The organism is Bacillus sp. LSHTCR4 (genome assembly GCF_057197025.1).
In genome coordinates this window covers 1,472,576-1,498,947 of sequence record NZ_JBXUNO010000001.1, presented here as the reverse complement: position 1 = coordinate 1,498,947, position 26,372 = coordinate 1,472,576, and the positions used below count along the sequence as shown (strand labels likewise).

At 34.1% G+C, this 26,372-nt stretch carries 22 protein-coding genes and 4 pseudogenes; 7 read left to right on the top strand and 19 right to left on the bottom strand.

What is annotated here, in order from left to right; all coding sequences use genetic code 11:
- Positions 1-5: 5 nt before the first annotated feature.
- From AC2CGR_RS07645 to AC2CGR_RS07625, 5 genes and pseudogenes are all read right to left on the bottom strand, one after another.
- The gene (locus AC2CGR_RS07645; protein ID WP_071716446.1) at positions 6-1,205 is read right to left on the bottom strand and encodes an FAD/NAD(P)-binding oxidoreductase; all 1,200 of its coding nucleotides are present in this window, start codon (positions 1,203-1,205) and stop codon (positions 6-8) included.
- 549 nt (positions 1,206-1,754) lie between these two features.
- A pseudogene (locus AC2CGR_RS07640) lies at positions 1,755-1,916 on the bottom strand (glycerophosphodiester phosphodiesterase family protein); the annotation flags it as partial.
- A gap of 144 nt (positions 1,917-2,060) precedes the next feature.
- Positions 2,061-2,567 (bottom strand): GNAT family N-acetyltransferase, encoded by a 507-nt coding sequence (locus AC2CGR_RS07635; RefSeq protein WP_060630906.1) that lies wholly within the window; start codon positions 2,565-2,567, stop codon positions 2,061-2,063.
- Between the two features lie 466 nt (positions 2,568-3,033).
- Positions 3,034-3,246 (bottom strand): hypothetical protein, encoded by a 213-nt coding sequence (locus tag AC2CGR_RS07630; RefSeq protein ID WP_071716448.1) that lies wholly within the window; start codon positions 3,244-3,246, stop codon positions 3,034-3,036.
- A gap of 239 nt (positions 3,247-3,485) precedes the next feature.
- On the bottom strand, positions 3,486-3,803 hold the full coding sequence (locus tag AC2CGR_RS07625; RefSeq protein WP_484480704.1) for a hypothetical protein: 318 nt from the start codon (positions 3,801-3,803) through the stop codon (positions 3,486-3,488).
- Positions 3,804-4,242: 439 nt separating this feature from the next.
- Here AC2CGR_RS07625 and AC2CGR_RS07620 point away from each other — a divergent pair, with 439 nt between their 5' ends.
- Positions 4,243-4,440, top strand: coding sequence for a hypothetical protein (locus AC2CGR_RS07620; protein ID WP_071716450.1), 198 nt, complete (start codon positions 4,243-4,245; stop codon positions 4,438-4,440).
- An 18-nt stretch (positions 4,441-4,458) separates the two neighbouring features.
- The gene (locus AC2CGR_RS07615) at positions 4,459-4,674 is read left to right on the top strand and encodes a hypothetical protein (RefSeq protein WP_071716451.1); all 216 of its coding nucleotides are present in this window, start codon (positions 4,459-4,461) and stop codon (positions 4,672-4,674) included.
- 461 nt (positions 4,675-5,135) lie between these two features.
- Here AC2CGR_RS07615 and AC2CGR_RS07610 read toward each other — a convergent pair whose 3' ends face one another.
- Entirely contained in the window at positions 5,136-5,732 is a 597-nt protein-coding gene (locus tag AC2CGR_RS07610; RefSeq protein ID WP_000122951.1) for a complement C1q domain-containing protein, read from the bottom strand.
- Positions 5,733-6,467: 735 nt separating this feature from the next.
- Between AC2CGR_RS07610 and AC2CGR_RS07605 the strand changes: the two are divergent.
- The 3 genes and pseudogenes from AC2CGR_RS07605 to AC2CGR_RS07595 all read left to right on the top strand — a co-directional run bounded on the left by AC2CGR_RS07605 (position 6,468) and on the right by AC2CGR_RS07595 (position 8,159).
- Positions 6,468-6,673: pseudogene (locus AC2CGR_RS07605) on the top strand (hypothetical protein).
- Between the two features lie 285 nt (positions 6,674-6,958).
- The gene (locus AC2CGR_RS07600) at positions 6,959-7,567 is read left to right on the top strand and encodes a DUF998 domain-containing protein (RefSeq protein ID WP_087968147.1); all 609 of its coding nucleotides are present in this window, start codon (positions 6,959-6,961) and stop codon (positions 7,565-7,567) included.
- 232 nt (positions 7,568-7,799) lie between these two features.
- The gene (locus AC2CGR_RS07595; protein ID WP_071716453.1) at positions 7,800-8,159 is read left to right on the top strand and encodes an FtsB family cell division protein; all 360 of its coding nucleotides are present in this window, start codon (positions 7,800-7,802) and stop codon (positions 8,157-8,159) included.
- A gap of 235 nt (positions 8,160-8,394) precedes the next feature.
- Here the strand turns inward: AC2CGR_RS07595 and AC2CGR_RS07590 are convergent, their stop codons facing one another.
- The 5 genes from AC2CGR_RS07590 to AC2CGR_RS07570 all read right to left on the bottom strand — a co-directional run bounded on the left by AC2CGR_RS07590 (position 8,395) and on the right by AC2CGR_RS07570 (position 13,732).
- Positions 8,395-8,922 carry a nuclear transport factor 2 family protein gene (locus AC2CGR_RS07590; RefSeq protein ID WP_000861923.1) on the bottom strand — a complete coding sequence of 176 codons (528 nt, stop codon included), beginning with the start codon at positions 8,920-8,922 and terminating at the stop codon, positions 8,395-8,397.
- A 154-nt stretch (positions 8,923-9,076) separates the two neighbouring features.
- Positions 9,077-9,469, bottom strand: coding sequence for a nuclear transport factor 2 family protein (locus tag AC2CGR_RS07585; protein WP_071716454.1), 393 nt, complete (start codon positions 9,467-9,469; stop codon positions 9,077-9,079).
- A gap of 4 nt (positions 9,470-9,473) precedes the next feature.
- Positions 9,474-10,295, bottom strand: coding sequence for an MBL fold metallo-hydrolase (locus AC2CGR_RS07580; RefSeq protein ID WP_071716461.1), 822 nt, complete (start codon positions 10,293-10,295; stop codon positions 9,474-9,476).
- A 286-nt stretch (positions 10,296-10,581) separates the two neighbouring features.
- Positions 10,582-11,202: a DsbA family protein gene (locus AC2CGR_RS07575; protein WP_071679626.1), complete on the bottom strand. Its 621-nt coding sequence runs from the start codon at positions 11,200-11,202 to the stop codon at positions 10,582-10,584.
- A gap of 715 nt (positions 11,203-11,917) precedes the next feature.
- Positions 11,918-13,732, bottom strand: a complete 1,815-nt coding sequence (locus tag AC2CGR_RS07570; RefSeq protein ID WP_071716455.1) for an acyltransferase family protein — start codon at positions 13,730-13,732, stop codon at positions 11,918-11,920.
- Positions 13,733-14,193: 461 nt separating this feature from the next.
- On the opposite strand from AC2CGR_RS07570, the pseudogene AC2CGR_RS07565 reads away from it, so the two are divergent.
- Positions 14,194-14,418 (top strand): annotated as a pseudogene (locus tag AC2CGR_RS07565) (IS200/IS605 family element RNA-guided endonuclease TnpB); the annotation flags it as partial.
- 529 nt (positions 14,419-14,947) lie between these two features.
- Here the strand turns inward: AC2CGR_RS07565 and AC2CGR_RS07560 are convergent.
- Both AC2CGR_RS07560 and AC2CGR_RS07555 read right to left on the bottom strand, forming a co-directional pair.
- A complete protein-coding gene (locus AC2CGR_RS07560) occupies positions 14,948-15,745 on the bottom strand; it encodes a LysM peptidoglycan-binding domain-containing protein (RefSeq protein WP_042514451.1) in 798 nt (265 codons plus the stop codon).
- Positions 15,746-16,031: 286 nt separating this feature from the next.
- Positions 16,032-16,316: pseudogene (locus AC2CGR_RS07555) on the bottom strand (Rpn family recombination-promoting nuclease/putative transposase); the annotation flags it as partial.
- A 246-nt stretch (positions 16,317-16,562) separates the two neighbouring features.
- Here AC2CGR_RS07555 and AC2CGR_RS07550 point away from each other — a divergent pair.
- Positions 16,563-18,524, top strand: a complete 1,962-nt coding sequence (locus tag AC2CGR_RS07550) for a M6 family metalloprotease domain-containing protein (RefSeq protein ID WP_484480703.1) — start codon at positions 16,563-16,565, stop codon at positions 18,522-18,524.
- Between the two features lie 232 nt (positions 18,525-18,756).
- Here AC2CGR_RS07550 and AC2CGR_RS07545 read toward each other — a convergent pair whose 3' ends face one another.
- The 6 genes from AC2CGR_RS07545 to iolC all read right to left on the bottom strand — a co-directional run bounded on the left by AC2CGR_RS07545 (position 18,757) and on the right by iolC (position 26,278).
- Complete coding sequence (locus AC2CGR_RS07545) at positions 18,757-19,548, bottom strand: 5-deoxy-glucuronate isomerase (RefSeq protein WP_000900819.1); 792 nt, start codon at positions 19,546-19,548, stop codon at positions 18,757-18,759.
- Between the two features lie 105 nt (positions 19,549-19,653).
- Entirely contained in the window at positions 19,654-20,499 is an 846-nt protein-coding gene (locus AC2CGR_RS07540) for a class II fructose-bisphosphate aldolase (RefSeq protein ID WP_484480702.1), read from the bottom strand.
- Positions 20,500-20,627: 128 nt separating this feature from the next.
- Entirely contained in the window at positions 20,628-21,524 is an 897-nt protein-coding gene (gene iolE / locus AC2CGR_RS07535) for a myo-inosose-2 dehydratase (RefSeq protein WP_000471993.1), read from the bottom strand.
- Between the two features lie 122 nt (positions 21,525-21,646).
- On the bottom strand, positions 21,647-23,581 hold the full coding sequence (gene iolD / locus AC2CGR_RS07530; RefSeq protein WP_484480701.1) for a 3D-(3,5/4)-trihydroxycyclohexane-1,2-dione acylhydrolase (decyclizing): 1,935 nt from the start codon (positions 23,579-23,581) through the stop codon (positions 21,647-21,649).
- A gap of 154 nt (positions 23,582-23,735) precedes the next feature.
- Positions 23,736-25,199, bottom strand: a complete 1,464-nt coding sequence (locus tag AC2CGR_RS07525; RefSeq protein WP_000218127.1) for a CoA-acylating methylmalonate-semialdehyde dehydrogenase — start codon at positions 25,197-25,199, stop codon at positions 23,736-23,738.
- 50 nt (positions 25,200-25,249) lie between these two features.
- Positions 25,250-26,278: a 5-dehydro-2-deoxygluconokinase gene (gene iolC, locus AC2CGR_RS07520; protein ID WP_071715828.1), complete on the bottom strand. Its 1,029-nt coding sequence runs from the start codon at positions 26,276-26,278 to the stop codon at positions 25,250-25,252.
- Positions 26,279-26,372: the final 94 nt, after the last annotated feature.

The window sequence follows — 26,372 nt, the reverse complement described above, 5'->3', positions numbered from 1 at the left end:
TTCTCTTATAGGATCCCTTTCAACATAAAATTCCAATACATATAGGGCAACATATATCTTTTAAGTAAAAACATACTATACCGTTCTTTCGCTTGATTAAATGGAAACGTTTCTTGAGGCTCATGTTTATAGTTAAATTCAGCGAGTATCAGACTTTTATAACCAGTAATAATCGGACAAGATGTATACCCATCATATTTAGCCTGCAAGTCTCTTCCGTTAAGTACGTCCATAATATTTTGTTTTAAGATAGGTATTTGTTTTCGAATTGCCGCTCCAGTTTTAGAGGTGGGTAAATTGGTACAATCTCCAAGTCCGAAAATATTCTTATACTGCACATGTTGTAAAGTATAAGGGTTTATATCTACCCACCCCTGAGAATCACTTATTTCACTCTCTTTAATAAAATTAGGTGGCCCCATTGGTGGAACAACATGGATCATACTGTATGGTACAGTTTCTCTTTTCAGTGTTTGCGTATCTTCAAAAATTGCTTCTCTCTTTTCGGCAATAATTTCTACTAAGTTTTTATTATAATTCGTTATAATTTGCTTTCTTTCTAGTACTTGTTCCAATGTATTAGCATAACGTGGAACCTGAAATATGTTAGTGTTCGCAGTATAAAACATTACTTCACTTTTGTTTCTTATACCGCTATTAGAAAAATACTCTTCTGCTAAATACATAATCTTTTGTGGGGCACCACCGCATTTAATAGGAGTATTGGGGTGGGTAAAAACCGCATTTCCCCTTTTAAATTTTTCAATTTCTTTCCAAGTAGAATCAACATATTTATAAGAGTAATTGCTACAAACCCCATTAGTCCCAATAGACTCTTTTAAACCTTTAATACCGTCCCAATTTATTTGTATACCGGCTGCTACAATAAGAATTTCATACTCAAGCAGCAGTCCATCATCTAAAAGTAGCTTATTTTCATCCGGAAACAACTTAATAACACTTTTAGGGATCCATGTTGCCCCTTTTGGAATAAGCAATTCTTGATCACGCATCGTAATTTCCTTTGAAACAATTCCTCCCCCCACTAAACTCCATAGTGGTTGAAAGTAATGTTTTTTTGACGGATCAATAATTGCAATACTTTCTTTCAATAGGGGTACATTTCGTAACAAATGTGCAGTAGAAGATATTCCAGCAGTCCCAGCACCAATTACAATAATTTTATAACTATCTCTGGTCTTCATTATCCTCTTCCTATCTAAAATTGATTTTTAAAATAACTATTTAGTAGCCTTATTTTCATCGTAATAACATTATTATAATTTAAAAACACCATGTATTTATTTGATTCAAATGAAAATTTCGTTAATTTAATCTTCAATATTACTTTATGCGTAAATCCCCTATGTTACTTCCCTCTTTATATATTTCTCAATGCTATTCTTTTTCCTATCTTACTTTAATTACAATTTCTCTCTACGCTCAAATATATCTTTATCTCTTTTTCCAAGAAAGCGCTTCTTCTAGACCTTCTTCACCATTCACTTCATAGCTTATTTTCCAAGCTCTAATCGTTCCAGAATTAATAGAAAACTTTGCCGTAATGTCAGCTATCGCATGATAACCATCTTATAAAATAGTTCCATTCATCCAAAAAACACCCCTGATTTCTATTATTCATAGGAAATTAGGGGTGTTTATCAGTATATAAACCTTTAAAATTATTAATGAGTCTTCTTTTAAATAGATAAACGGTTAAACAGATAAAAAAACTTCCACTGTTATATTATCCCTTATTTCTTAAATACAGGTGCTATTTTATCAATGCGATTTGTCCAAATTCCACCTGTATAATCGTTAGGAAGGCGTTTTATATCTTCAGATGAGTCAAATCCACTTGAAAACCCAAACTCATTTCCTCCTACAATGATAACTCGAGTATCTGCTTTATCCATTAGATAAATTAAACTTGTATAATGTTAGCTTGATGGGCATAGAGCACCACCCACATTTTAATTATTTTATAGACCAAGCAATTCTCAAAAAATGATAGCACAATTTTAATTATGATTTTGATTTTAATAATACGTTCTGAGACACTACTCTTCTTCTAAAATAGCGTAATAATATTCATCCCACCATTCATTTCCATGAGGTATACACTTCTTGAAATAGCCTTCTCTCCTCATTCCAATTTTCTCCATCACTCGATATGATGGGGTATTTTCTGGCTGACATGTAGCTATAATTCTATGTAATTTCATTTCCTTAAACCCATATTTCAATGTAGCTTGTGCTGCTTCAGAAGCATATCCTTTATTGAAATATTTAGGATTGAATACCCACCCAATCTCATAAGTATGTTCACCAAAATATTTATGAAAAACAATATGACCAATCAGGATATTTTCACCTATTAGTATCACAGGAAAGTTCTTAGCATTTTCACCCATATTTTTATTTACAAAGTTTCTTGTATCTTCTTCAGTAAAAACCCCTTCAGGTATGTATTTCATAACATCACTATCTGATGTATACTCATGAACAGCTTCCCAATCCTTGAATTCAAATTTTCGTATTAGTAATCTTTCTGCTTTTATAAACATTTACTTTTCTCCCCTCAAAAACTCGTTACTTTATTTCAGATTCACATTTAATCCTTAAAAAAAGAACTTGCAGGAATCTCTACAAGTTTTTTTATATCACGTGAATATATGGGACAAACAAACTATCTTACCGATTCATCATAGAAACTACAGGGGGTAGTACTTTGACAACTATATTATATAACAAATCTTAACATCTGCAGATTTTATTTTTGAAAATTTTGTTAATTAAGAACAAAATTATCCTTTTCCTTAACTATTCTAACTTTTATTCACTTAAATAAGCGTGTAGTTCAAAACAAATCTAATAATGAGAATATGGATACTAAATTTACTCTCAAAAACAGAAACTTAACTGCATACCTTCTGAAAGTAAACATAAGAAAAACGTTCTAATCCATATGAGTAGAACGTCTTCTCACTTTAATTCATATATTTTTTGGGACTTATTTATTTTGTGTCGTATTTAAAAAATTAATAAATTCATCTTCATAGTGATTGCGCTAATAATAATTCGTAGAATCCAATTTGTATTCATGCTAATCTTTTCTAATTGCTTATTAAATGTAGCAATGTCTTTCTCATTAATTGTTGTGCGAGTTTCTAAATTACGAATATCTCGCATAATTTCTTTTTGTTCTGCTTTTAAACTGTCAATTTTTCCAGAAACATCTTCCAATACGTTCACATCCTTTTATAATCTTAATAAAGCAATCTTTATATGATATGAGACAACCTTATTCATCGTAAATTCTTTGCAGGAAATTCCATACAAAACCCGTATTTTGTTAATAATAAAATACGAAGAAATTCATTTATTTTCCCCTTTGAATAACTTTTTTACAAAGAAAAAAGACCTTGTAAATTACAAAGCCTTTTTTCTTATATATAAATTTACAACTTTCATTTTAGTATTAGTTAAATCCCCTCACCAGGCTCTGTATTAGCTGGTGCTCCTGTATTTCCATGTGCGTAACTCGGAGACCATGTATCTCTCTTATTGTAAGAAGGCGCCCCTCCTGTATGCCCTTCCGATTCTAACTTCGGTGCAGGGAAATGTCCATGAGTATAAGTTGGTGCTCCCCCATGATTTCCATGTGCATATGCAGGTGCTCCTCCTCCATCACCTACTGAAGCCGCTTGAACAACCCCTCCACCATTTCCATGAGTAAAACCAAAAATTCCAAATCCTAAAACAGATAAACCTACGACTGCTGTACCAATTCTCCTTTTCATAATCTCTCTCCTCTATGTGTATTTCATGTTAATTGAAATGAACATATTATGGATATCAGTCATGATGAAAATTCGACTCATTTCATTACCATATATTTATACTTATATGTATTTTTGTAAAACCTTCTTTAAATCTGAAAAAATGTTTATTTTTTACAAAAAAATAAAATACATTAACAAATTATTCACTTCACAATTTAGGCTTCTTTGCCTAGCCATATTCACCACCTCGCGGTAATCCCTAATTTAATATTGAAATTCTCTAAATCCTGATGTATTATATTTTTGTATTTTCTCAGTTCCCAAGCCGAGAATACATCATCACTTCTGAAAGGACCCGAACTCCATCGGGTTCTTTTTCATTCCTCTTATTGTAAATCCGTTTATTTAAATGTAAAATTACAAATGAGCTCTAATATTTTGAATCGAGGTGAAAATCATGAGAAGTTTTAGCTCATTAATAATCTCTACTATCTGTTCAATACTTCTTATAATTTGGAATTTCAATTCCTTCTATCACGGATTGACAACAGGACGTACATACTACTGGATTAATGGCATCGCAGCTGTTATCTTCCTTTTATTCTTTATCCTCAACATGCGCGATTTTAAAAAGAAAAACTACAGAACCTCATAACAATAGGAGCTGATACATATGTGGGAAAGATTTAAAAACTATAAATATTCCTCAAAAGAATTAAAGTTCATGCTTTGGTTATTTGGTATTACTTGTTTTGTACACTCGGTCGCTTTCTTTGGCGGACTATTTTCTTCCGAGTTCCTTTGGTTTAAAGGCCTTTGTGCAATTGCTGCATTACTAGCTTTTATGGATGTTAAGCGAAAAATCAATAAGTATAAGATAGCAATGTGAAAAGGAGCCACTACAGGTTCTTTTTTTCTGTTCAAAATGAGAACGCCCTCCATATTTCCTCGTTATAAATAATGATATGATAATTTCATGTCACCAATCAACCCAGCAATATTGGCGATCTCAACAAATAACACAAAAGCCACGACACTCACGCACCATGGGTAAATATATAAATGTAATTAGCCTTTTCGTCCTTTTTGCGGATTCTTACCGTCCATGCCCGTTCTCTGGTAACGTTTTAATAAAAGGGGCTATGTTGACTGTTTATCAACGCATAGATACATTATCCCCACACTACTTTTCTTTCAAAGAACTGTATAGATATAGTGTAATATCGACTCTGTTTTGAGAAATTCCTGGAAACTTCCCTTTTTTATCGAAAAAAAGACCTGCATTTATGCAGGTCAAATATAAATTAGGGACTTTACTTAGATAAAATTACTGACAAAATTTCATACTACTTATACTTGTGGAGACGGGAATCTTGCAGCTTCAAAATGCGTACTATTTTCTACATTTGAAATAACTCCAGCTACGCTACTTTGTGCAAAAACCTCAACTATATCCCCTGCATTTAATTGAATTATCGATGAAACAGCTACAACATTAGCAAAGTTTATTGGACCAAAAAAATCATTATCTATTGCAATTGCCGGGTTTCCATTTACTCGAATCTCTACCCGTGCTCTATAGTTTGCGTTTAGATTATTGGGAATGAACGCAATTGTTCCAATAACAGAGTAAACACCTCTAGTCTTTGGTATAAAAATGGATGTTGTAGGGTTATATTCATTTGCTAAATCAAATTGTTCATTTTGAAATAAAACTTTAACAAATGTATTTGCTGGCAAATTCTGATTAACTGTACTCACAGCTCTAAAAGCAGATGCTCTTACAAGATTATATCCGTTATCATCAGAACAACAATTCACTTTTACATTAACCCAAGGCTTTTCCTCATGTTTTTTATCACATTTGTCATAGCTCTTACTGCTTTTATGACAATCATGATATTTCTTTTTGGAATCCTTACAATAATCATCGTAGTAATAAGACATACTAGATTCCTCCTTTCAATTTATTACTACATACTATGTAAGATAGATTAGATAAGTTTGGACGAGCTGTTACTATTTTTAATAGAATTACAAATCTCAGCATAATGGCAGAATACAACTAAAGTAAGCAACTGGAAAGCGATGCTTAGGAGTATAATAACAGTCTTTCTAACATTTTCATTATCTGTATTTTTAGCCATTATTTTGTTTGTGGTATATGGATTAAGTTAAAAAGAAAACCTTTAGGTATCCCTGAATAAACCTCAATATTCCGTCAATAATATAGACAACCCATTTCGAACCATATTCCATGATTGGAGCAGTTAGCTTTTACTAACTGCTCTTTTTTGTAAAAAACGAACTCAATTAACTGCACGCACATATAATATTCAGTGTTCCTTTCTTTATAAAATCGTCTTTACAAAATGAATCTCGTCACGAGAGCACTTTATTACGTGCTCGTTTTTATTTTTAAACTAACACAAAATAAAATTTTTACCACATAGCTAATTGTTAAATATTTTACGCTTATACATTATAATGGAATAGTTATTGTATATTGGCATTAAGAGGAGCGTCCGGATTAAGCGCTTCTCTTTTTTTATACAGTAGGGTTTTGGTTAACATTCACTTATCTACCGTAAAATATATACAGATTTGAAACTTTATAGTAAAAACTTTCACACCCTTCATTTTAATTATATTAATATATTAAATGAAGAGTGTGATAAATTAATGGAACAACTTGACTTTAGTGCTTTAGAACAACCACTATTTTTGTTAGCACTTCAATTAGTTGCATTTGTATTGATCATTTATATCGTATACGGAATCTTACACAACACCATATTAAAATTAAATAGCCTAAATGGACTGCCCATGCGGTAGCTACGGTATTTTCCCTCGGTAGTGCCTATCAATCCTTTATGAATTTCATTTAAAAACATTTTTCTTTATTTCTCCCTTTTGTAGAGGAATCTATCCTTTACCGTGCAAAAACGTCAGGCAACTTAATTGGTTGCCTGACGTTTTTGCCGTTAGTTATTTTCAAATAACTATTTTGTTAAGTTTTGCTCCATCCATTTTTTATACGTCTTTCCGCTAAACATATTTGTCCAGAAAATCCTATATTATTGAACAGAATTATCGACTCTCAATTTACAATTTTCACTTTCAATATTGTAACCATCTATAATGGAACTATACTTTTTCAAGGGAGGAATCTAATGTATATATCAAATAGGATTGGCTTATTTAGCTGGATTGCAACTTGCCTATACTTTTTAATTGAACCTTTCTTTATTTTCACTTCTACAGCACCTTATAACTATTTGCATCATGCAATGAGTGACCTAGGTGTAACAACCTGTGGAGAATTCACCTACAAAATAGCGCCTTATGAAATATGCTCCCCTAATCACTTTTGGATGAATTTACTCTTTATTCTTAATGGAATAACATTTTGTATTGGAGTACTATATATTTCACAACATCTAAAAAAAACAAAAATTAATAAAATAGCAACATTTTTTATACTTATAATAGGAGTCTCTACTATAGTTTCAGGATTAATTCCTGCAGATATAAACCTAATTGGACATTCTATTCTAGTTTGGATAGGTATGCTTACTGTATTTCCAGGATTATTTATTTTTGCTAAGAATCTTAAAAAAGCAGGAAAATGGACATATTTCTGTTTACTAAGCTTAATAGTAATAACAATCCTTATCTCACTTGTTTTTCTTTTCCCCTTACCTGCAGGCCTACTACAAAGACTTTTTTACTTGGTTCTTTTCGTTTGGGGAACTGTATCAACCTACAAATTGATAAAATAAAGTTTTTATACAAAAGTGCACATTTATCAGGAACATACGTAAAATAATCATGATCAACTCAGTGGTAGTTATTGAGCACCTTTTATGGTGCTTTTTATTTGCGACTAAATAGGGATTTTATTTAAATTTCATAAAACTTCTCTTTACACAAATAAGTTCAAAATTATCTATTTAGCATATATAATACTTTTAAGCAGTTTAAATTCTATACATAGGTAATGGAGGCATTAAAATGGGGAGTATCCCAAATTCACTACCACAACAATCAATCTCAAAAATACAAATTAATTCTAAAAAGAATCCACAAACGAACAAAAAGCTAAGACGTCGTCTTTTATTAGCACTTGCTTTTATGCTACCTATGGTTATTTCCATTCAAATCTGCATTTATAAGCAAGAACAAATGATTCAAGAAAAACAAATTACACTAAATAAAGAAAAGAAAAGATTGTCTGAATTAGAAATCATAGGACGTTATTATGAAAACGATATTAAAACTTTAACAGAGAGCGAAGAAGGTATTTTAAAGTTCGCAAGGAAATTGTATGGATTCTCTAGACCTGATGAAACTATATTTCAAATAAATGAATAGTTTTTCAAGACATAAGCGATTGTCATTAATCATGAAGTGATTTAATGATAAAAAATACATACAATAAGTACCCTATACATCATATTAGATTAAATCTTATTAAAACAAAAAGGGATGTCCTAGTAACATATCTAGGACATCCCTTTATTTTTACTCATCTTAAAACATAACTTGTCTAAATTTCAAAATTCTATATATCTCTAACAATTAAACAAATATTAGAGATATCTTCTACCTAAAACATCGTATTATTATTAGCTGCCTCATTTGGAATCTCTTGAATTACATCCCAATGTTCAACAATATTTCCATCCTTTATACGGAAAATATCCACTATAGCAACTCCCATATCTTGAGAATTAGTACGAGAATGTACATGAAGAGCAACTGTATCTCCTTCAGCTACTACACGTTTAATCTCTGCAGAGGAATTTGGATTTTTTACAAAGTCCTCCTTAAAGAAATCCATGAAAGCTTTTCGGCCATCAGCAACAAAAGGATTATGTTGCTTATAATCTTCACTTACATATTTAGGGATAATATCGATATTATGTTTGTTAAAAACTTCATTATAGAAATCAACTACCATCTTTTTATTCTTTTCTTTTTCTGTCACATTATCTTTCGATACCGATGCAGCATTCTCGCCCTTTATTGAATGACCTTTGGTATTACCAGTTGAAGCTTGAAATATCAAAGTTGACACAATTCCTAAAATAAACACAGAAATAATTATTACTATTAAATTTTTCTCTACTTTCATATATACCTACCTCTTCTAATTTTATAATTCATCTTCGTTAACACCTTTGATACAGGAAAAATTTTTCCCATAATGTGATGTAAGAGATATTGTTAGGAAAACACATTTATTCTAAAAATACTCCTTATACGAGGCATGTTAGAAACTAGTAATCCTAACTTAATACCTCATTAACAGTTGCACTGTCCACAATTTGAATAAACTTCTTAACCTTATCGTTCTCATCTAACTCATAAAGATGACAAAAATCTGCTACAAATGATTTCCCTGTTACTTTATACGTTCCACTATATTTTCCATACACGATAACAGTATTGTTATTAAAAGCATAAATTTCATCTTTAGCGCTATAGTTATCCCATTCAGTTCCAAGACGTTCATGTACATTTTTCACTACTTCATCAGGACCTACATAAGTGCCCGCATATGGAAGCCCAGCAGCTTCTGTCCAAGATACATTTTCACTTAAATACGTTTTAAAAGCATCTAATTTTCCTTCGCCAGTTAACACATACGTTTCATGTAATAGTTTTTGATATTCATTCATAGCATTAACCCCAAGGCATTTCTTTTGTTACAACTTTTGCACTTAATTCTAATACACCTTTATTTGCATAGCCTGGATATGCTGCATCAAGTTTTGCTACAAAATCGTTTGAATTCTTACTTTCCTCAGAAGCTTGAATTGCAGTTCTTAAATAATCCATAGTTGCAGTAATTGCTTGATTATCTAATGATTTTTCAATTGATCCATGGCTCGGTATAATTACGTCAGCATTTAACGCCTGTAACACTTTCAAGTTCTCAATCCATGCCTCCATTGCTGATTTTGAGCTAGTATCTGCTAAGAATAGATGAATTTCGTTAAATACATCTATTCCCCCAATTAATAATTTCAGTTCTCTGTTAAATAAGCTAGTTCTGTAATCGTCTAAGCCTACTAATTCAAATGTTAGTCCCTGAAAATCAATAGATTTTTCCTTAAACACTTGAGGTAATACCACATTACTTGGTGCATTTTCTCCAAGCGCACCTTTCCAAACTTTCAATTTCCCTAATACAGAATGAACAATATGTTCAACCGTAGACTCTGTAGCATACGCTATAGCTTCTGGATAAGCAGCTTTAATGCTCTCTAATCCAAAGTAGTAGTCTGGATCCCCATGAATAATAAAGATTTTATCTAGAGATAAGTTATTTTTTTTCAGATAATCAATTATTTCTTTCGAATCAGACTGAGTAAATTTTGAGTTTATTAAAAATGCATGTCCTGCTTTCTCAACTAAGGTTGCAGTGACCATGAAACTTTTCTCGTCTGAACTAAACACCGTCAATTTTACATCTTTTTGATTTGTATCGATTGTTTTAAACATAGAATGTTTCTCTCCTTTTGTTAAAGTTTTTATATAAATCACACATTTTTTCTTGTTCAAATAGAAACTCCCTATTCAATTCACCTGAAAGTATGACAGCACAAACAATTATTCGGGAGATAAATGTCAGTTGGCGTCAGATAATATGTTTATTACTATGGCCTATAATAAAATTGGACTGTTTAAATACAAATTGAAACCAACTATTATAAAAAAGGTTTAGTCCATTTACTTATAGTAATTTTTCTTAAAACGTTACATGCAATATACTGTAGCTTAAGATTTTTTAATATAAACTTTTAAAACGTGCTTCGATTTTATCTGGCGTCATTACCCCTCCACCAATAGGAATAATTTGATTATCCTTTTGTAAAAGTAATGAAGGATAACTATTAACACCAAGCTGTCGAACTTTATTGAAATCATTTTGGACATCTATTACTGTTTCTTGAGCGTTTAAGCGGTCCAATACTTGTTCAGGGTCCAAACCATGCTCGATTGCAATCTTACGATATGTCTCAGGATCACTTAGACTTTGTCCCTCATAATAAAACGCTTTTTGCATAGCCGAAGTGAATTCTAACAAACGGTCTGGAGCTAATGAGCGTAATGCCGAAAAACCAATTGCAGCATCTTTCGAATTCATTTTAAAAGTACCTTCTTCCACAAATTTTTGATATGAAGGACCAAATTCTGCACCTGTGAGTTGATTAATTCTTTTATTTCCCTCTTCTATATATGAGAAATTTTTCATTGGTAAATTATCTAAGAATAAACCTCCACATAAAACGGTTAACGGCATTTCAGTGTGGTTTTTGTAAAACCCTTTAATACTTTCTGAAAAGCCATAGCACCATCCACAATAAGCGTCCCATACATAAATAAGGTTATCTTGTTTCGTCTCCATTTAAATCTCCTACCTTTATTTTTATTATCCAGCTCAGCTAAATTTCTGGTTTATATAAGTACATCTTTTTATATCTTGTTCTTTTTTGAGTTACCTTAATATATTTTTCAAAACTAACCCTTTAAAAAAAGATTAACTTTGATTTTTAACAAAAGATAACTATGCACATTTTTTCAAAAAACAGACACTTGATGTAACTCATTTGATTACACCTTTATGTAACTATCTTAGTTACAACTAGTATATAAGTCAATTCTTTTTTACAAAAACACTTAATTTATATCCTAGCGCTTCCAGAATTCTAGTATTAAATACTTTTCTTCTTGTTCATAAATTTGTCATAGTCCTTAGTAAATTAATCCCAAAACTTCTCAGAAAGAAACGCTCACTTTTTAATATGCTTTATATAAAAACTACAACATAACATATAATAAAAAACGGCGAACCCTACAGAACAGGATTATTAACATATAAAGTGACAACCACTTTGTTAAAACCACAGGAATTCAACATTTTTGTTATGCCGTATGTATAGTAAAAGGTATAGAGACCATTCATGTCCTGTACAAAAAAGCGAAGTCTTCAACCAAACTTCGCTTGTCATTGTATTATGAATTACAGGAATTATTGCTAAATGCCAAAAGTTTATTTCTTCAAACATAGATCTTTTTTATTTCAGCTAACTTTGCAAAAGAATTTGATCAAATATAATTAATTATTGATTAACCGCTTTAGCCACAAGGACTGCGTATGCTTCTGCACCTACATTGGTTAAATGCACACCATCAGGTGCAAAGTAGTCTTTCTTTCCAGCACTTGCTGCATACCAATCAACTAGAGTTACATTAGGATATTTAGTTACTGTTACTTTCAGTCTCTCGTTCACAATTGATTCCCACGGACGTGGCACTCTCGTATTAATAAATATTATTTTACGTTCGTTTCCAATTAATTTTATTAATGAAACAAGTTGCTCAGTAGTAAAGGCTCCATTTGTACCTAATCCGATAATGACATAGTTTCCTAAATTCCCTTCATTTTTTAACTGTTCAACTACTGGAATTGCTTTTGACAGCTGACGGCCAATTTGCGCATCAATCCTAATATCAGGAAAAGTATTTTTTAAATATGGAGTAATATCAATCATAACGGAATCGCCTATCGCAGTAACTGTGAGTGGATTTTTAGGGTGTGCAGAATTTACTTCTTTTGATTCCCCTTGATTTAGAGGCGTTTCTTGATTTGGTTTTTCCCAAACAGCAACTGGATGTGGCGCCGGTTGTGTTTGTACTGCTTCCACCTTATCTTGTTGGTAATTCCCCTTAGCCTTACTAGCATTTGATAAGCCTAAAACTGCTATTGACGTAAAGAATAATGAACAAACTAAAGCTAACTTAACACCTAAAGTGACATTTTGAAGTCTTAAGTTCTTAAACTGAATGTTCCGGAGCGCACCTTGTCGGATTGGTTTTTCGATAAACTTCCATGAAATTTGCGCAATCAATATTATTAGAAGAAATTGAAGGATTGCTCTTATTATTGAAAAATCCCCTGCATTTACTTTTGGAGTTGTTAATGTCAGAATTGGATAATGCCAGAGGTATATGCCATACGATCTTACCCCTACCCAACGTAAAGGTCTAAATCGTAAAAATTGAGCAATGCGACTAGCTGGATGAGCTAGATTTGCCACTAACAATGCTGTTGCAATTGATAAGAGAACCATTCCTCCCTTGTATAGAAATGGATCATATTGATTGGTCTTCCAAAACATAACCAAAATAATAATAAGAGCAATGCCACCCACTACATCAAGAATGAAACGCGCCTTCGGGATAATTTTATTAGCAAGCCTATTGCTTGGCCAAACTAAAGCAAGTACCGCTCCGATAAGTAATGAAAAGGCCCTCGTATCTGTACCATAATATATTCTGCTCGGATCAACTCCAGGTTCATACAAAATCGCCATTGCTAAGGCTGAAGCAAATGCTCCTAGACAAATCAATAACATCATACGGGATTGTTTTTTTATGTAGTAAAGTCCTAAACTAATAATAAACGGCCAGACAACATAGAATTGTTCCTCAACTGCTAACGACCAAAAATGATTTAATGGAGAAATTTGGTTAAAATTATCAAAGTACGATAATTTATGATAAATATACCACCAGTTACTAACATAAAATAATGCCGCTAATGAATCTCCACGCATTTTTTCAAGTAAAGAGCTATGAAAAATCGTAATCCATGCCAATGTTATAACGAGCATAACAAGCATTCCTGGAAGCAATCTTCTTGCCCTACTAAGCCAGAATTTTTTCAAATCAATTCTCTTATTTCTCTTCCACTCCATGGCTAGAATATCTGTAATTAAATAACCTGAAAGTACAAAAAATACTGTAACTCCTAAAAACCCCCCAGGCATCCAATTAAAATTAATATGATACAAAATAACACCTAGTATAGCTAGACCCCTTAGGCTGTCCAACCCTACCATATAACGACTATTTTTTTTAAAAGGTTTAGTCATCCTACATTCACCTCTATTTCTTGAAAACTAGGTTAATAATAACGTCATAAAATGCTATTAATTTCTTAAAATTGTATAAGCTAAACCAATACAAACATCATTTTGTAAGACTTTTTTTGATATTTACATGCACAGCAATAAATACTTTATCACGTTATCTGGCTCTGTTGTGAAAATTTTTATAGTAGATGTTTTTACTCTTCCTAAAAAAGAGGAATTTGCCCAATCAAAAATTTATATACCGTGTGTGTTAAAGTAAAATTTTGATACGTTTTTACAGACATATCAAGGCCTGTGACATTTTGAATATAATCGATAATGCATACGTAAAGGATTTTGCATATAAAAACATTATAAAAAAGAAATATGTATAATTACATATTTCTCTTACTGATAAAGCGCCTCCATTTTAAAAATTTCTCTTTAATATTTTTAATCTCTTTGTTAGCTTGATAGCGTAATGGTATAGCAAACAAAACATTATCTTATCGGAAACATTTGCTTTAAATCAATTATGTTTTTGTTATGGATATCCAAACCAAGACGTTACTAATCTAGCCCTACGAAAATGGGGCTGCTCTTCTTGTTGTACGCACCATAATCGGGAGATTTCCGCAAGTATCAATTGGAAGAATGAAGCGATAAGGCTTCTAACCACAATAACTATAGTCATAACCTACTATTAAGTGAGAATTCTATTGAGCCCCTTACCTATTAATTTCCCTCATCTTTACGAGATAACAGTGGGAGTAGTTCAATAAGGGGATAATCTTCATAAAGTAAAATTACAGCTTAGATTTCGAGGATTTCTGGATGTAATAACCAGCTCGATAAATCGAGCTGGTTATTTTTTGAGGAATTCATCATTTTTTTGATTTTTGAGCCGCGTTAGCTTAGATAATAGTACTAAAATTCAAAGGAACGTGTATAAAAAGTGACAAACAAAAGATATATTGTTAATAGCAATAATATTAATACACAAGTAAAATACACGATAGAAATACGTTTTCTATTTTCTTTCCAATTACGTATACTGGAAATTATAAAACTCACTATCACCATGCAACAAATCCCTACCAAAAACACCAATACATATTCGTGAATAATAACAGCAAAAATTAAAAATATAACTGCTAGTATTGCTAATAGTGAATGAACTACACGCAAAAATAACCTCTCCTTATCTCATTGGAAACCTATTAATGTATGATTATTTTATTTAGCAAACAGATGGTTCCCAATTTGTGCAACGGTTTGACGTGTTGTAATCCATTTATCAGTCGAGGTTTTTGGATTGTAGAAATAAAGCCAATCAGAATTTGTTCCTTTTGAAGTGAGAGCCTCTTCTACTGCCATTTTTGCTTCCTGTGTAGCAGGCTGATTAATTCTACCGTCTGTAACAGGAGTAAATGCATAACCATTTTTAATGGGTTCATAAATTACGTCTGTAATTGTATTTGGAAAACCATTTGCGTTAGCACGATTTAATACTACCTTTGCAACTGCAACCTTTCCTGCATGCGGTTCTCCTCCTGCTTCTGCATTTACTAACCTGGCCATTAAGTCCACTTCTTGTAATGAAATACCAGTATCAATCTTTAAGTGCTGACCGGCAAAAATATGGTTTTCATCTACGTTATTGTTTTGTTTTAGGGACTGTATTGAAACCTTATATTGTTGTGATATAGAACTTAATGTATCCCCACTTTTCACTTGGTAAATTGCTTGATATGTATTAGTTGAAACTGGTGAATTATTTTTTTGAACATATTTGTTTGCAGTTGACGATATCGGAATTGTTAAACGTTCTCCAATATTAATTTGATCATTTGCTTTATTGTTTTCTTGTTTAAGTGATTGTACGGACACCTCATATTGTTTACTTATTGCTTCTAGGGTATCATTCTTTTGAACCGTATAAACCGTTGAAGCCGCAGTCTCTACTGGATTTGATACTACTGTAATCATTGCAGCAGATAATGGTAACCAGGTTTTCGCCTTACATAACTTCATTCAAAAAAGCCTCCTAAAAATTATTAAGTACTCTTAATATGTTTAAGTTAAAAACAAATCAAGCTATTTATAGCGTAACAAAACATTGAATTCAAGTCATTGAATTTGTATTTCTATATAATAATTGGGTCGCTTATGATGTTGCAATTGAATTATTATAATTATGTTTCAAAAAAATCGGACAATCTAATTCTTAAACTAAATATGGTGAAAGTAGAGGCTTATTTCAATTGTCTAATAGTTTCTTCCTAAGAACTGTTTCTATATGCTATACTGACTCCTAATTACTTATGGTAATAGTTTTCCGAAGTGAACGATATGGCATTCCTTCTTGCATTTTGGAAGTATAAAGTTTACTCCAGTAATATAAGGCGCGCTTCACCATATCATGTGTATTTCGAAGCTGAATTTCAATATTTACTTGCGTCCCATTATCTAGCGTTGCTAATAGGTCTAAAATCGATAACTTATCATCTTCATAAGATTTATGGAGATGTGGATCATCTAATTGTAACGAAGTAATAGGCGCATCTAAAGATTCCTCTAAAATTGCATTTAGGAAACCCGTTAAATATATTCTAAAAAGCACACTTTTTGACAGAACTCCACATGTAACTTTCATCAATCCTGTTTTATTGAATAATCTTGAGAAAACATTAATCTTATAAAAAATTAACATTTTTTCAATTTCCTGTAATTATAATTAAAGGTATTCTGTTAGTGTTATACAGGTGTATCTGTCGATCTATTCCATGTATGAATCTAGCCTGGATATTTACAGAATATTCCACATACCAATAGAAAAGGAGGAAGGTTTATGCAAAGAATTTTTAAAATCCTGTTCATATCCGTTTTTTCTTTAATTTGTGTTTTGTATGTTGAAACGAATGCTTTTGCGGCACCAGCATACGATAGAGTTGTCAACATGAAGCAGCCGTCAGGCGAATCTTTTGAGGGCACGTTACATGGTGATGAATGGTTCCATTGGGTAAGCACAAAAGATGGTGACGTACTTTTACAAGATCAGAAGGGATATTGGAATTATGCTGAGCTTACATCAGATGAACTGAAATCGACTGGGAAAAAATATAAAATTGATAAGAAGCCTTCGATGGCGGTAAATGAGAACAATTTGAACAAATGGATAAAGAAATACAACCCTCAAGCAAAGAAAAAACAAGAGTACATGAATAAATTACAAAAGGAAGCACCAAAAAATATTGATGGGACTGTCACTCCACTTTTAGGAACTAAAAAATTGCTTGTTTTGTTAATTGGGTTTACAGATGTTGATATTGCATATAACGATAACGATTGGAGTAATAAATTCTTTTCTACAAATCAAAAGTCAGTAAAGAATTACTATAATGAAGTAAGTAATGGAAAAGTACAAATCACTCCAGCTTCCGAAACATATGGTACGCAAAATGATGGGGTAGTTAAAATAAAATTAGACTACGCTCATCCGAGTACATCGGGAAAAAGCACAGGAACGGTTATAACAGATGCATTGGCTAAAGCTGATTCCCAAGTGAATTTTGCTAGTCTTGATACTAATAATGATCAAATCATTGACTCCAAAGATGGTTTCTACATTGTAACTGTTTTTGCTGGTAATGAACAGGCTAGTAGCGGTCCACTTCCAAATATTTGGGCACATCAGTCATATGCTCCTAATACAAATCACGATGGCGTTACAGTATCAGGCATGTATACAGCGCAAGGTGAAAAACAATATGGTCATATGGCGACAATTGGTATACCTGCTCATGAGTTAGGACATTCTTTTGGTCTTCCAGATCTATATGGCGACAATAACCGTGTGGGTAGTCTAAGTATAATGGGTAACGGCGCTTGGAATAGTCTTCCAGGTGAAGAGTATGGAACTACGCCAGATCATATGGATGCTTGGTCCAAGGTAAAACTAGGCTTTGTAACGCCAAATGTAGTAAATACGAGCAACAATTTTACTCTAAATGCAATCCCAAATAACTATAATGTGTTAAAGGTTCCTTTAAAGGATAATACGTATTTTTTAGTTGAGAATCGTGCAAAGGTTGGTTATGATGCGAGCTTACCAACTAATTCTGGTGGTATTGCGGTTTGGCATATTGATGAATCCATGAATAATAATTCCAGTGATTCTCATCCTTTCATTGATATAGAACAATCCATTAGTGAATACCAAGACCCTTTCTATTACACGAATCAAAATCATGCTGCTACCTTTGGTCCAGACACCAATCCGAATAGTAATACCTATACGGGAGAAAAATCAGGAGTAACAATTACAACTACAAGTACAAGTAATTCTGCAATGAATGTAGCAGTCACAACAAAAGAAGCTAGTTTGATTCCGCAAACAAACTGGACACTAAAATATGTAGATAGCTATAATTGGTACAATTTAGGTACGTATGCCTTTGATGGAAACAAAGACACATTTTGGCATACAAACTGGAGCCCCGTAGCTCCAATGCCGCACGAGATTCAAATTGATTTAGGTGCAACCTATAATCTCTCCAAATTCAGCTACTTACCAAGGCAAGACGGTCAAATAAATGGAACGATTAAGGACTATGAGTTTTACGTCAGTAGTGATGGAGTGAACTGGGGAACAGCTGTATCCATAGGTGCTTTTGCAAATAATACTAATTTGAAAGAAGTTAGCTTTGCGAACAAGACAGGTCGTTATATTAGACTACGCGCATTAAGCGAGGTAAACAATAATCCGTGGACAAGTGCGGCTGAAATCAATGTATTTGGAGTGGCTCAATAATATATTTTGTAAGGGTATAACACTACTTAAAAAGGTTATCATCTGCTGAGAGTTTCGCTCGGCATTTGATAACCTTTTTATTCTATATATGTAAAAGAAAAACACGGATTGATAAAATTCAATTTCTTAGTTTAAAACTGAAACCTGTTAGGGGTTATTACGTATACAAATCTTTCAATCACCTACGATTCAGCTTTTCAAATTTTTTTGCACCAGAAACCTTTATTTTCATCTATTCCTTTTCTGGCCAAATTTTCGCTTTTGGTTCTAATAACCACTTGTGGTCTTCCTCCATAATACGATCATTCCATGGATTATTCTCAAGATGTCGAATCATCCAACAAAAATACATGGCATATCCAGGCGCGGTTGCCTGTGGATGGTCTAACTCACCCGGAATTGTAATAAAGCTATTATGTACAACGCGATATGCATCCTCACCAACCATTGCACATCCAAATCCCTGTGGCTTATTAAAGCGATAATAATATACCTCCGGTTGATCATGGTGATGTGGTGGATAACTGGACCATCGCCCTGGATAAGAAATAACTTCTCCTACTACCATATTAGAATATACTGCATTGTTATAATCAAAAATCGTACGAATGACACGCTGTGCAGTGCCCTCCCATACTCCTTCTCCAGCCACAACACTTTGACACTCATTTGGGGTATATAACTTAGAAGTAAATTCTTGATCATTATCCGTTTTTTGAACAAGCACTTCACTATCTGAAAGAGCAGTAATGGTAACCTTCACACTTTTAGATACATGTAAACACCAAGGATTTTCTTCAAACACAGACTGTCTTTGAATAACTTGTTCCATTCCTTCCCACTCTAAACGTATTGTCCCTTCTAGTAAAAGTACTGCCGTTTCATTTTTATTATCAAATAGCAATTCTTCTTTTCCATTAGATATCTTATATATGCCTATATCCATTAACATATCACTGCATTGACCGTTCATTTCTGTTAATACATTATATCCTTCATTTAATTCACCTAATTTTCCTAACATGGCTTTCTCCTCCTTTTATAAAATAGCTACTCAATCATTCTCTACTTTTGTCAGTTCACTATATTCCGAGTTTCTTCTAACTATCAATGAAGAAAGCTTTTCTGATTATGCTCTATTTTCACTTCCGAATATTTGCATATGACTTTTAACGTTTTCGTATGCAGCCTCAATAGCATCCTGGTGATACATAAAATAATCTGAATACGGAGTATTTAGGGCGGCAGTGTTAACCGCATTAATTACATTCTGAAATGTGGCTGTTGCTACATTAATTTTTCCAACACCATGTTGAATACATCGCTTGAAATCCTCTGGACTAATGCCAGAGCCACCATGTAAAACGAGTGGGATATGGACTACCTCATTAATCTCTTGTAGGCGGTCTAATCTTAAATTAGGATCGCCATTGTACATACCATGCGCATTTCCAATTGCAACAGTTAACGCATCTACGTCTGTTTCTTCAGCAAATCGTTTTGCTTCTGTAGTGCTTGTCAGCAACATTTCAATATCTTCTGATCCGTCCTCACTACCACCTACTCTGCCAATCTCAGCCTCTACCGTCGCTCCGTATTGTTTTGCGAGCGCTACAATTTCTTTTGTCTTTTTAATATTCTCTTCTAATGGATAGTGCGAGCCATCAAACATAACTGAACTAAAACCAATTTCTAACGTCTCTCTAATCTTTTCAAACGTCATACCGTGATCAAAGTGAACTGCTACTGGGACAGTCGCATTTTTCGCCGCAGCAACCATCAAAGGACCAATCATATGAATTGGCGAATGATTCAAACGAACTTCCGCAATTTGTAGAATAAGGGGAGAACGTAACTCTTCTGCTGCTTTAATAGCTCCCATAACCATTTCCATATTAGCGACACTAAAAGCTCCAACCCCATAATTCTCTTGATTTGCTTTAATTAAAATATCTTTCATTTGAACTAATGGCATTACATACTCCCCTATTTCAATATTATTTATTAAATGTAAAACCAACCGTCACGTCTTTTTACCCCTTTTGTAAGAAGACATGTTGATTACCATACCATTTACTTAGGGATAATCTTAAAATACTTAAATTACAGACCTGCTTTTTCTTGTATAAATTTTCGGGCTTTTAATGCGTATTCAAAAGGATTCGCTAAAGCTGGATCTTGCTCTGCTTCTACCACAAACCACCCTTGATAATCAGAGTTTGCAAGGATAGTAAACACTTCATCAAATCCAATTACACCATCCCCAGGGACTGTAAATGCCCCATTCTTCACTGCCTGCAAGAAGCTTAGTTCGTTTTCCTTTACAGCATCTACTACTTCCTGGCGAATATCTTTTAAATGTACATGTTTAATGCGAGGTAAATATTTTTTCAAAATATAAAGTGGCTCTTCTCCTGAAAAAACAAGATGACCTGTATCAAAAAGCAGGGATACAAGTTCTGGATCCGTCATATCCATTAACTTTTCAATTTCTTCTGTTGTTTGAACACCCGTACCCATATGGTGATGGTATACAATATGTAGCCCTTTTTCCTGAGCTAATTTACCGAGATGATGTAATCCATCCGCAAGCTTATTCCACTCTTCTTCTGTAAAAACAGGCTTATTTTTAAATAGTGGTACATCCATTAAACCTTGAATACTATGCCCTTGCTCTGAAACAACGATGACTTTTGCACCCATATCATGCAAGAAATCTCTATGCTTAATAAATGCTTGTACCGTCTCTTCAAGCGGCTTCGTTGTCAAGAAGGCACTAAACCATGCGCTAGCAATCTCCAGATTTCGTAATTCCAAAGACTTTTTCAATATAACCGTATTTCTCGGATATTTATTGCCTACTTCACTTCCATTAAATCCAGCAAGTGCCATCTCACTAACACATTGTTCAAACGTATTTTCTGCGCCTAACTCTGGCATATCATCATTTGTCCAAGCAATCGGTGCAATCCCAAGCTTGATTGTATTTTCTTTAAACATCCCCTTGTCTCTCCTCTTTGTAAAATGTTATAGAGTTTCTCTAAATTCTCTTATCCGCTCGTTAAAAAGAGAGCTTCCTAAACAATATACATGTAGATAAAAAGCCCTCTTTGTGCCTCAATCTAATAAGATCTTGCCTTTTGCAGGTTACTTATTTTATCCTCGTACGCAGCTTGTACACTTTTATTATTAGATACCTCTGCAACACCTACATGCCACCATGAATCGTATCCATTTGTCATTGTTTTTGGTAATACTTTAATATCAATTAATGTTGAAACCGTTTGTTTTTGTGCATCTATAAGCGCTTCCTGTAGTTGTTCTATCGATGTAACATGATATGTTTTCACGCCATATCCAGCCGCACTTGCTGCAAAATCTATTTTCATAATAGCCCCATTTAATTTACGAGTTTCTTGGTTTCGGTAGCGAAATTCTGTTCCAAAGCTGCCCATTCCGTTGCCCATTTGTAAGTTATTAATGCAGCCAAATCCGGAGTTATCAAACAATAAGACGTTAATTTTTTTGTTTTCTTGAAGACTTGTGACAAGCTCAGAATGCAGCATTTGGTAACTTCCATCCCCTACCATTGCATATACTTCCTTCGATGGTTCAGCTAGCTTGGCACCAAGTGCACCAGCAACCTCATAACCCATGCAAGAGTATCCATACTCCATGTGATATGTATTAGGTTTTCTTGCTGCCCACATTCTTTGTAAATCACCTGGAAGACTTCCTGCCGCCCCAACGATAATTGCATCTTCATCAAGTAATGTATTGATTTGTCCGATAACTGCAGTTTGTGTTAATTGTGTACCAAGTACGTCTACATACTCATTTAAATCCTCATCAAAATGACCTTCAACTTCTGGCGTAAAATCTTGACCTGTAAAGCGAATATTATGTAGACGTGATAATTCTGTTTCCCAAGCCTCTTTTGCATCAGCAATTTCTACCGTATAACTAGATCGATAATCAATTACTTGCAGTTCATCTATTAAAGCAAGAAGTGCTTCTTTTGCATCTGCTATAACCTTCAATGCGTCAAGCTTGTTCGCATGAAATTCTGAAATATTGATGTTTAAAAACTCAACCTCTTCATTCTGAAACAATTGCTTAGATGCCGTTGTAAAATCAGTAAATCTCGTCCCAATTCCAATAACAAGATCCGCTTCCTTTGCAATTGTATTAGCTGCTAAATTTCCAGTTACCCCAATGCCGCCAAGATTATATGGATGATTGCTTTCTATCGCGCTTTTCCCAGCTTGCGTTTCTCCAAATGGAATGCGGAATGTCTCAGCAAACTGTTTCAGTTCCTCTGCCGCTCCCGCGTACCTTACACCACCACCGCAAATCATAATTGGCTTTTTCTTTCTTTTAATCATTTCAACCGCATCCACTAAGCTTGCTTTTGTAGGTAGGCGACGTTCAATACGATGAACACGCTTTTCGAAGAAGTAACTTGGAAAATCCCATGCTTCCCCTTGGACATCTTGTGGTAAGCAAATTGTTACAGTTCCTGTATCTGCCGGATTCGTTAAAACACGCATGGCTTGAATCATAGCAGTCATCAATTGTTCAGGACGATTTATCCGATCCCAGTACTTACTTACTGCACGAAAAGCATCATTCGTAGAAATAGATAAATCATGCGTTTGTTCAATTTGTTGAAGAACAGGATCAGGTTGTCTCGTTGCAAATACATCTCCTGGAAGTAATAAAACGGGAATATTATTTGCAGAAGCTGTTGCTGCAGAGGTAATCATGTTTGCTGATCCAGGACCAATAGAAGAAGTACAAGCCATTATTTGTTTTCTATGTTTTTGTTTAGCAAAGGCCATCGCAGCATTTGCCATACCTTGTTCGTTTCTCCCTTGATATACTTCTAATTTCCCTGCATCTTCTTCTAAAGCTTGACCTAGGCCTACTACATTTCCATGACCAAAAATCGTAAAGATTCCCTTAATAAACTTTTGTTGCTCTCCATCAAACTCTACGTACTGCTGATTTAAAAATTTCACCAATGCTTGTGCCGTCGTCATTCTAACAGTTTGCATTTTGTATGCTCCTCTCTATCTCTATCAGTCATTCTGCATATGAAAAAGGAGTATCAGGAATTTGATAGACTCCTAATACTTCCTTCTTATGTTTTACTACTTCCGTTACTTTCGCTTACAAGCAACTAGAGAAATTCTACTTCTCTTTTAATGATTACTTTTCCCAACGAGATGTAAGCATTTTCTTTCTAGTATAAAATTCAACGCCATCCGTACCATTCGCGTGAAGATCACCATAGAAAGAGTCTTTCCAGCCAGAGAACGGGAAGAATGCCATTGGTGCTGGAACCCCAACATTTACACCTAACATACCTGATTCAATTGTTTCACGGAATTGACGTACACTTGCCCCGCTATCTGTATAGACGCAAGCTCCATTCGCAAAGCGAGACTCATTCGCAATTTCAATCGCTTCATCTAATGATTTCACACGAACAATGGATAAAACAGGAGCAAAAATCTCATCTTGCCAGATTTTCATTTCTTTTGTAACATGGTCAAAAATTGTTGGGCCAACGAAGTAGCCAGCTCCTTTTACAGCCGCATCTTCGCGTCCATCACGAACTAATGTAGCTCCCTGTTCTACACCTGAATCGATGTAACCAATTGTACGCTCTTTATGGTTATCACGAATAACTGGTCCTAAAAATACATCTTCATCAAGACCATTGCCGATTACGATTTTATTTGCTTCTTCTACGAGTCTTTCAACTAATTGATCAGCAATTTCTTCTTCTACTGTTACAACAGAAGCAGCCATACAACGCTCACCAGCTGAACCGAACGCAGCACTAATAATTTGCTTTGTTGCTAATTCAAGATTCGCATCATTTAATACAATGGAATGGTTTTTCGCACCTGCTAATGCTTGCACGCGTTTTAAGTTTTCTGTTCCTTTTTTGTATACATATTCTGCCACAGGCTGAGAACCTACAAATGAAATTGCCTTCACTAATTTATGTTCCAGAAGACCGTTTACTACATCGTGAGCGCCATTTACGATATTTAATACCCCTTTTGGTAAGCCTGCTTCTTCAGCTAATTCTGCTAATCTTGCTGCTAGAAGTGGTGTACGCTCTGAAGGTTTTAATACAAAAGTATTACCACAAGCAATTGCAAGTGGGAACATCCAGCATGGAACCATCATTGGGAAGTTAAAAGGTGTAATGCCTCCTATAACACCAATTGGGTAACGATACATACCAGACTCAATACCTGTTGCAATATCAGGTAGCTGTTTTCCCATCATTAATGTAGGAGCACCCGCTGCAAACTCCACGCACTCAATACCACGAAGAACTTCACCGTAAGCCTCGCTATAGCTTTTTCCGTTTTCAATCGTAATTAGTTTCGCTAACTCTTCCCAGTTATCTACTAGTAACTGTTGATATTTAAATAGAATACGAGCGCGTTTTGGTACAGCAGTTTTAGACCAAGATTTGAACGCTTCATTTGCTGCTAATACAGCTTGTTCAACATCTACTTTTGTTGAAAGTGGTACTTGAGCGATTACTTCTCCTGTTGCAGGATTATATACAGCTTCCATCTTAGTTGAAATGGATTCTACCCATTCGCCGCCAATGTAGTTTTTTACAATTTGTGCTGTTTGTACTGTCATATTCATTCTCTCCCTTTTATGTAATGTAGTAGCGTCAATAGGATACGCTCTTACTTGATTATTGATTCATGAGGTTTTTCTATACTCAATTCCTCAGCCGTTTCCATGAATGCAGAAATCTCTGCCCTTGTTGGCATTGCATCAGAACAACTATGTTTAGAAATAACGATTGAAGCAGAAGCACCACCTAATCGCATCGCTTGAGGAATCTCAAGCCCTTGCATTAGGCCATAAATAAACGCAGAAGCATACGAGTCGCCGGCGCCAAACGTCTTTAACACTTTTGTCTTAAAGATACCGCCGCGGTGAGATTGACCGTCTCTCGTATAAGCGATTGAACCATCCCCGCCATGCTTAATTACGACAATTTTCGCATGATAAGAAAACCATCTTTCAGCCGTAACTTGGTCATTAGATTGTTCGTAGTTTAATAGTTTTTCCATCATATCGAATTCTTCACGCGTTCCAATAATGACATCAGATTTTTCAGCCGCTAGATTATAATACACAGCTGTTTCAGCTTCTGACTGCCATGTATAAGGGCGGTAATCCACATCAAAAAATACAACTACTTCATGCTTACGGGCATATTCTAGCGCTAAAAACACCGCCTCACGAGAAGGGCTTTTTGCTAAAGCTGTTCCTGAAATTAAGAGAGCTTTCGATTGTTTAATATAGTCCTCAGATACCTCTGTTGGATCAAGGTTTAAATCTGCGACATTGTCGCGGTACATTAAAATACTGCAATCTTCAGGGCTTTTAATTTCTGTAAAAGCTAGACCTGTCACCGCACCAGTGCGATCAATACATATCTGATCTGTATTAATATTGTTGTCCTTCAGGTACCCAGTAATAAAGCGGCCCATTTGATCATCGGACACTTTACCGATAAAGCCTGTTTGTAAGCCAAGACGTGCTGCACCAATCGCAATATTCGCAGGAGATCCTCCCACATATTTAGTAAACGTTCTTGTTTCTTCCATAGGACGTTGTGTTTCGTTGGCATTTAAATCAACGCATAAACGTCCAACTGCAATTAGATCCAATGGACAATTTTCTTTAAAAATAAGTGGATTCATTATTACTACCTCCCATGCTTTATGAAAGAATGAATGATATGGTTCATATTTTTATAAACCTACTATTCATTACTCTTTATCTATCTAAAAGTAA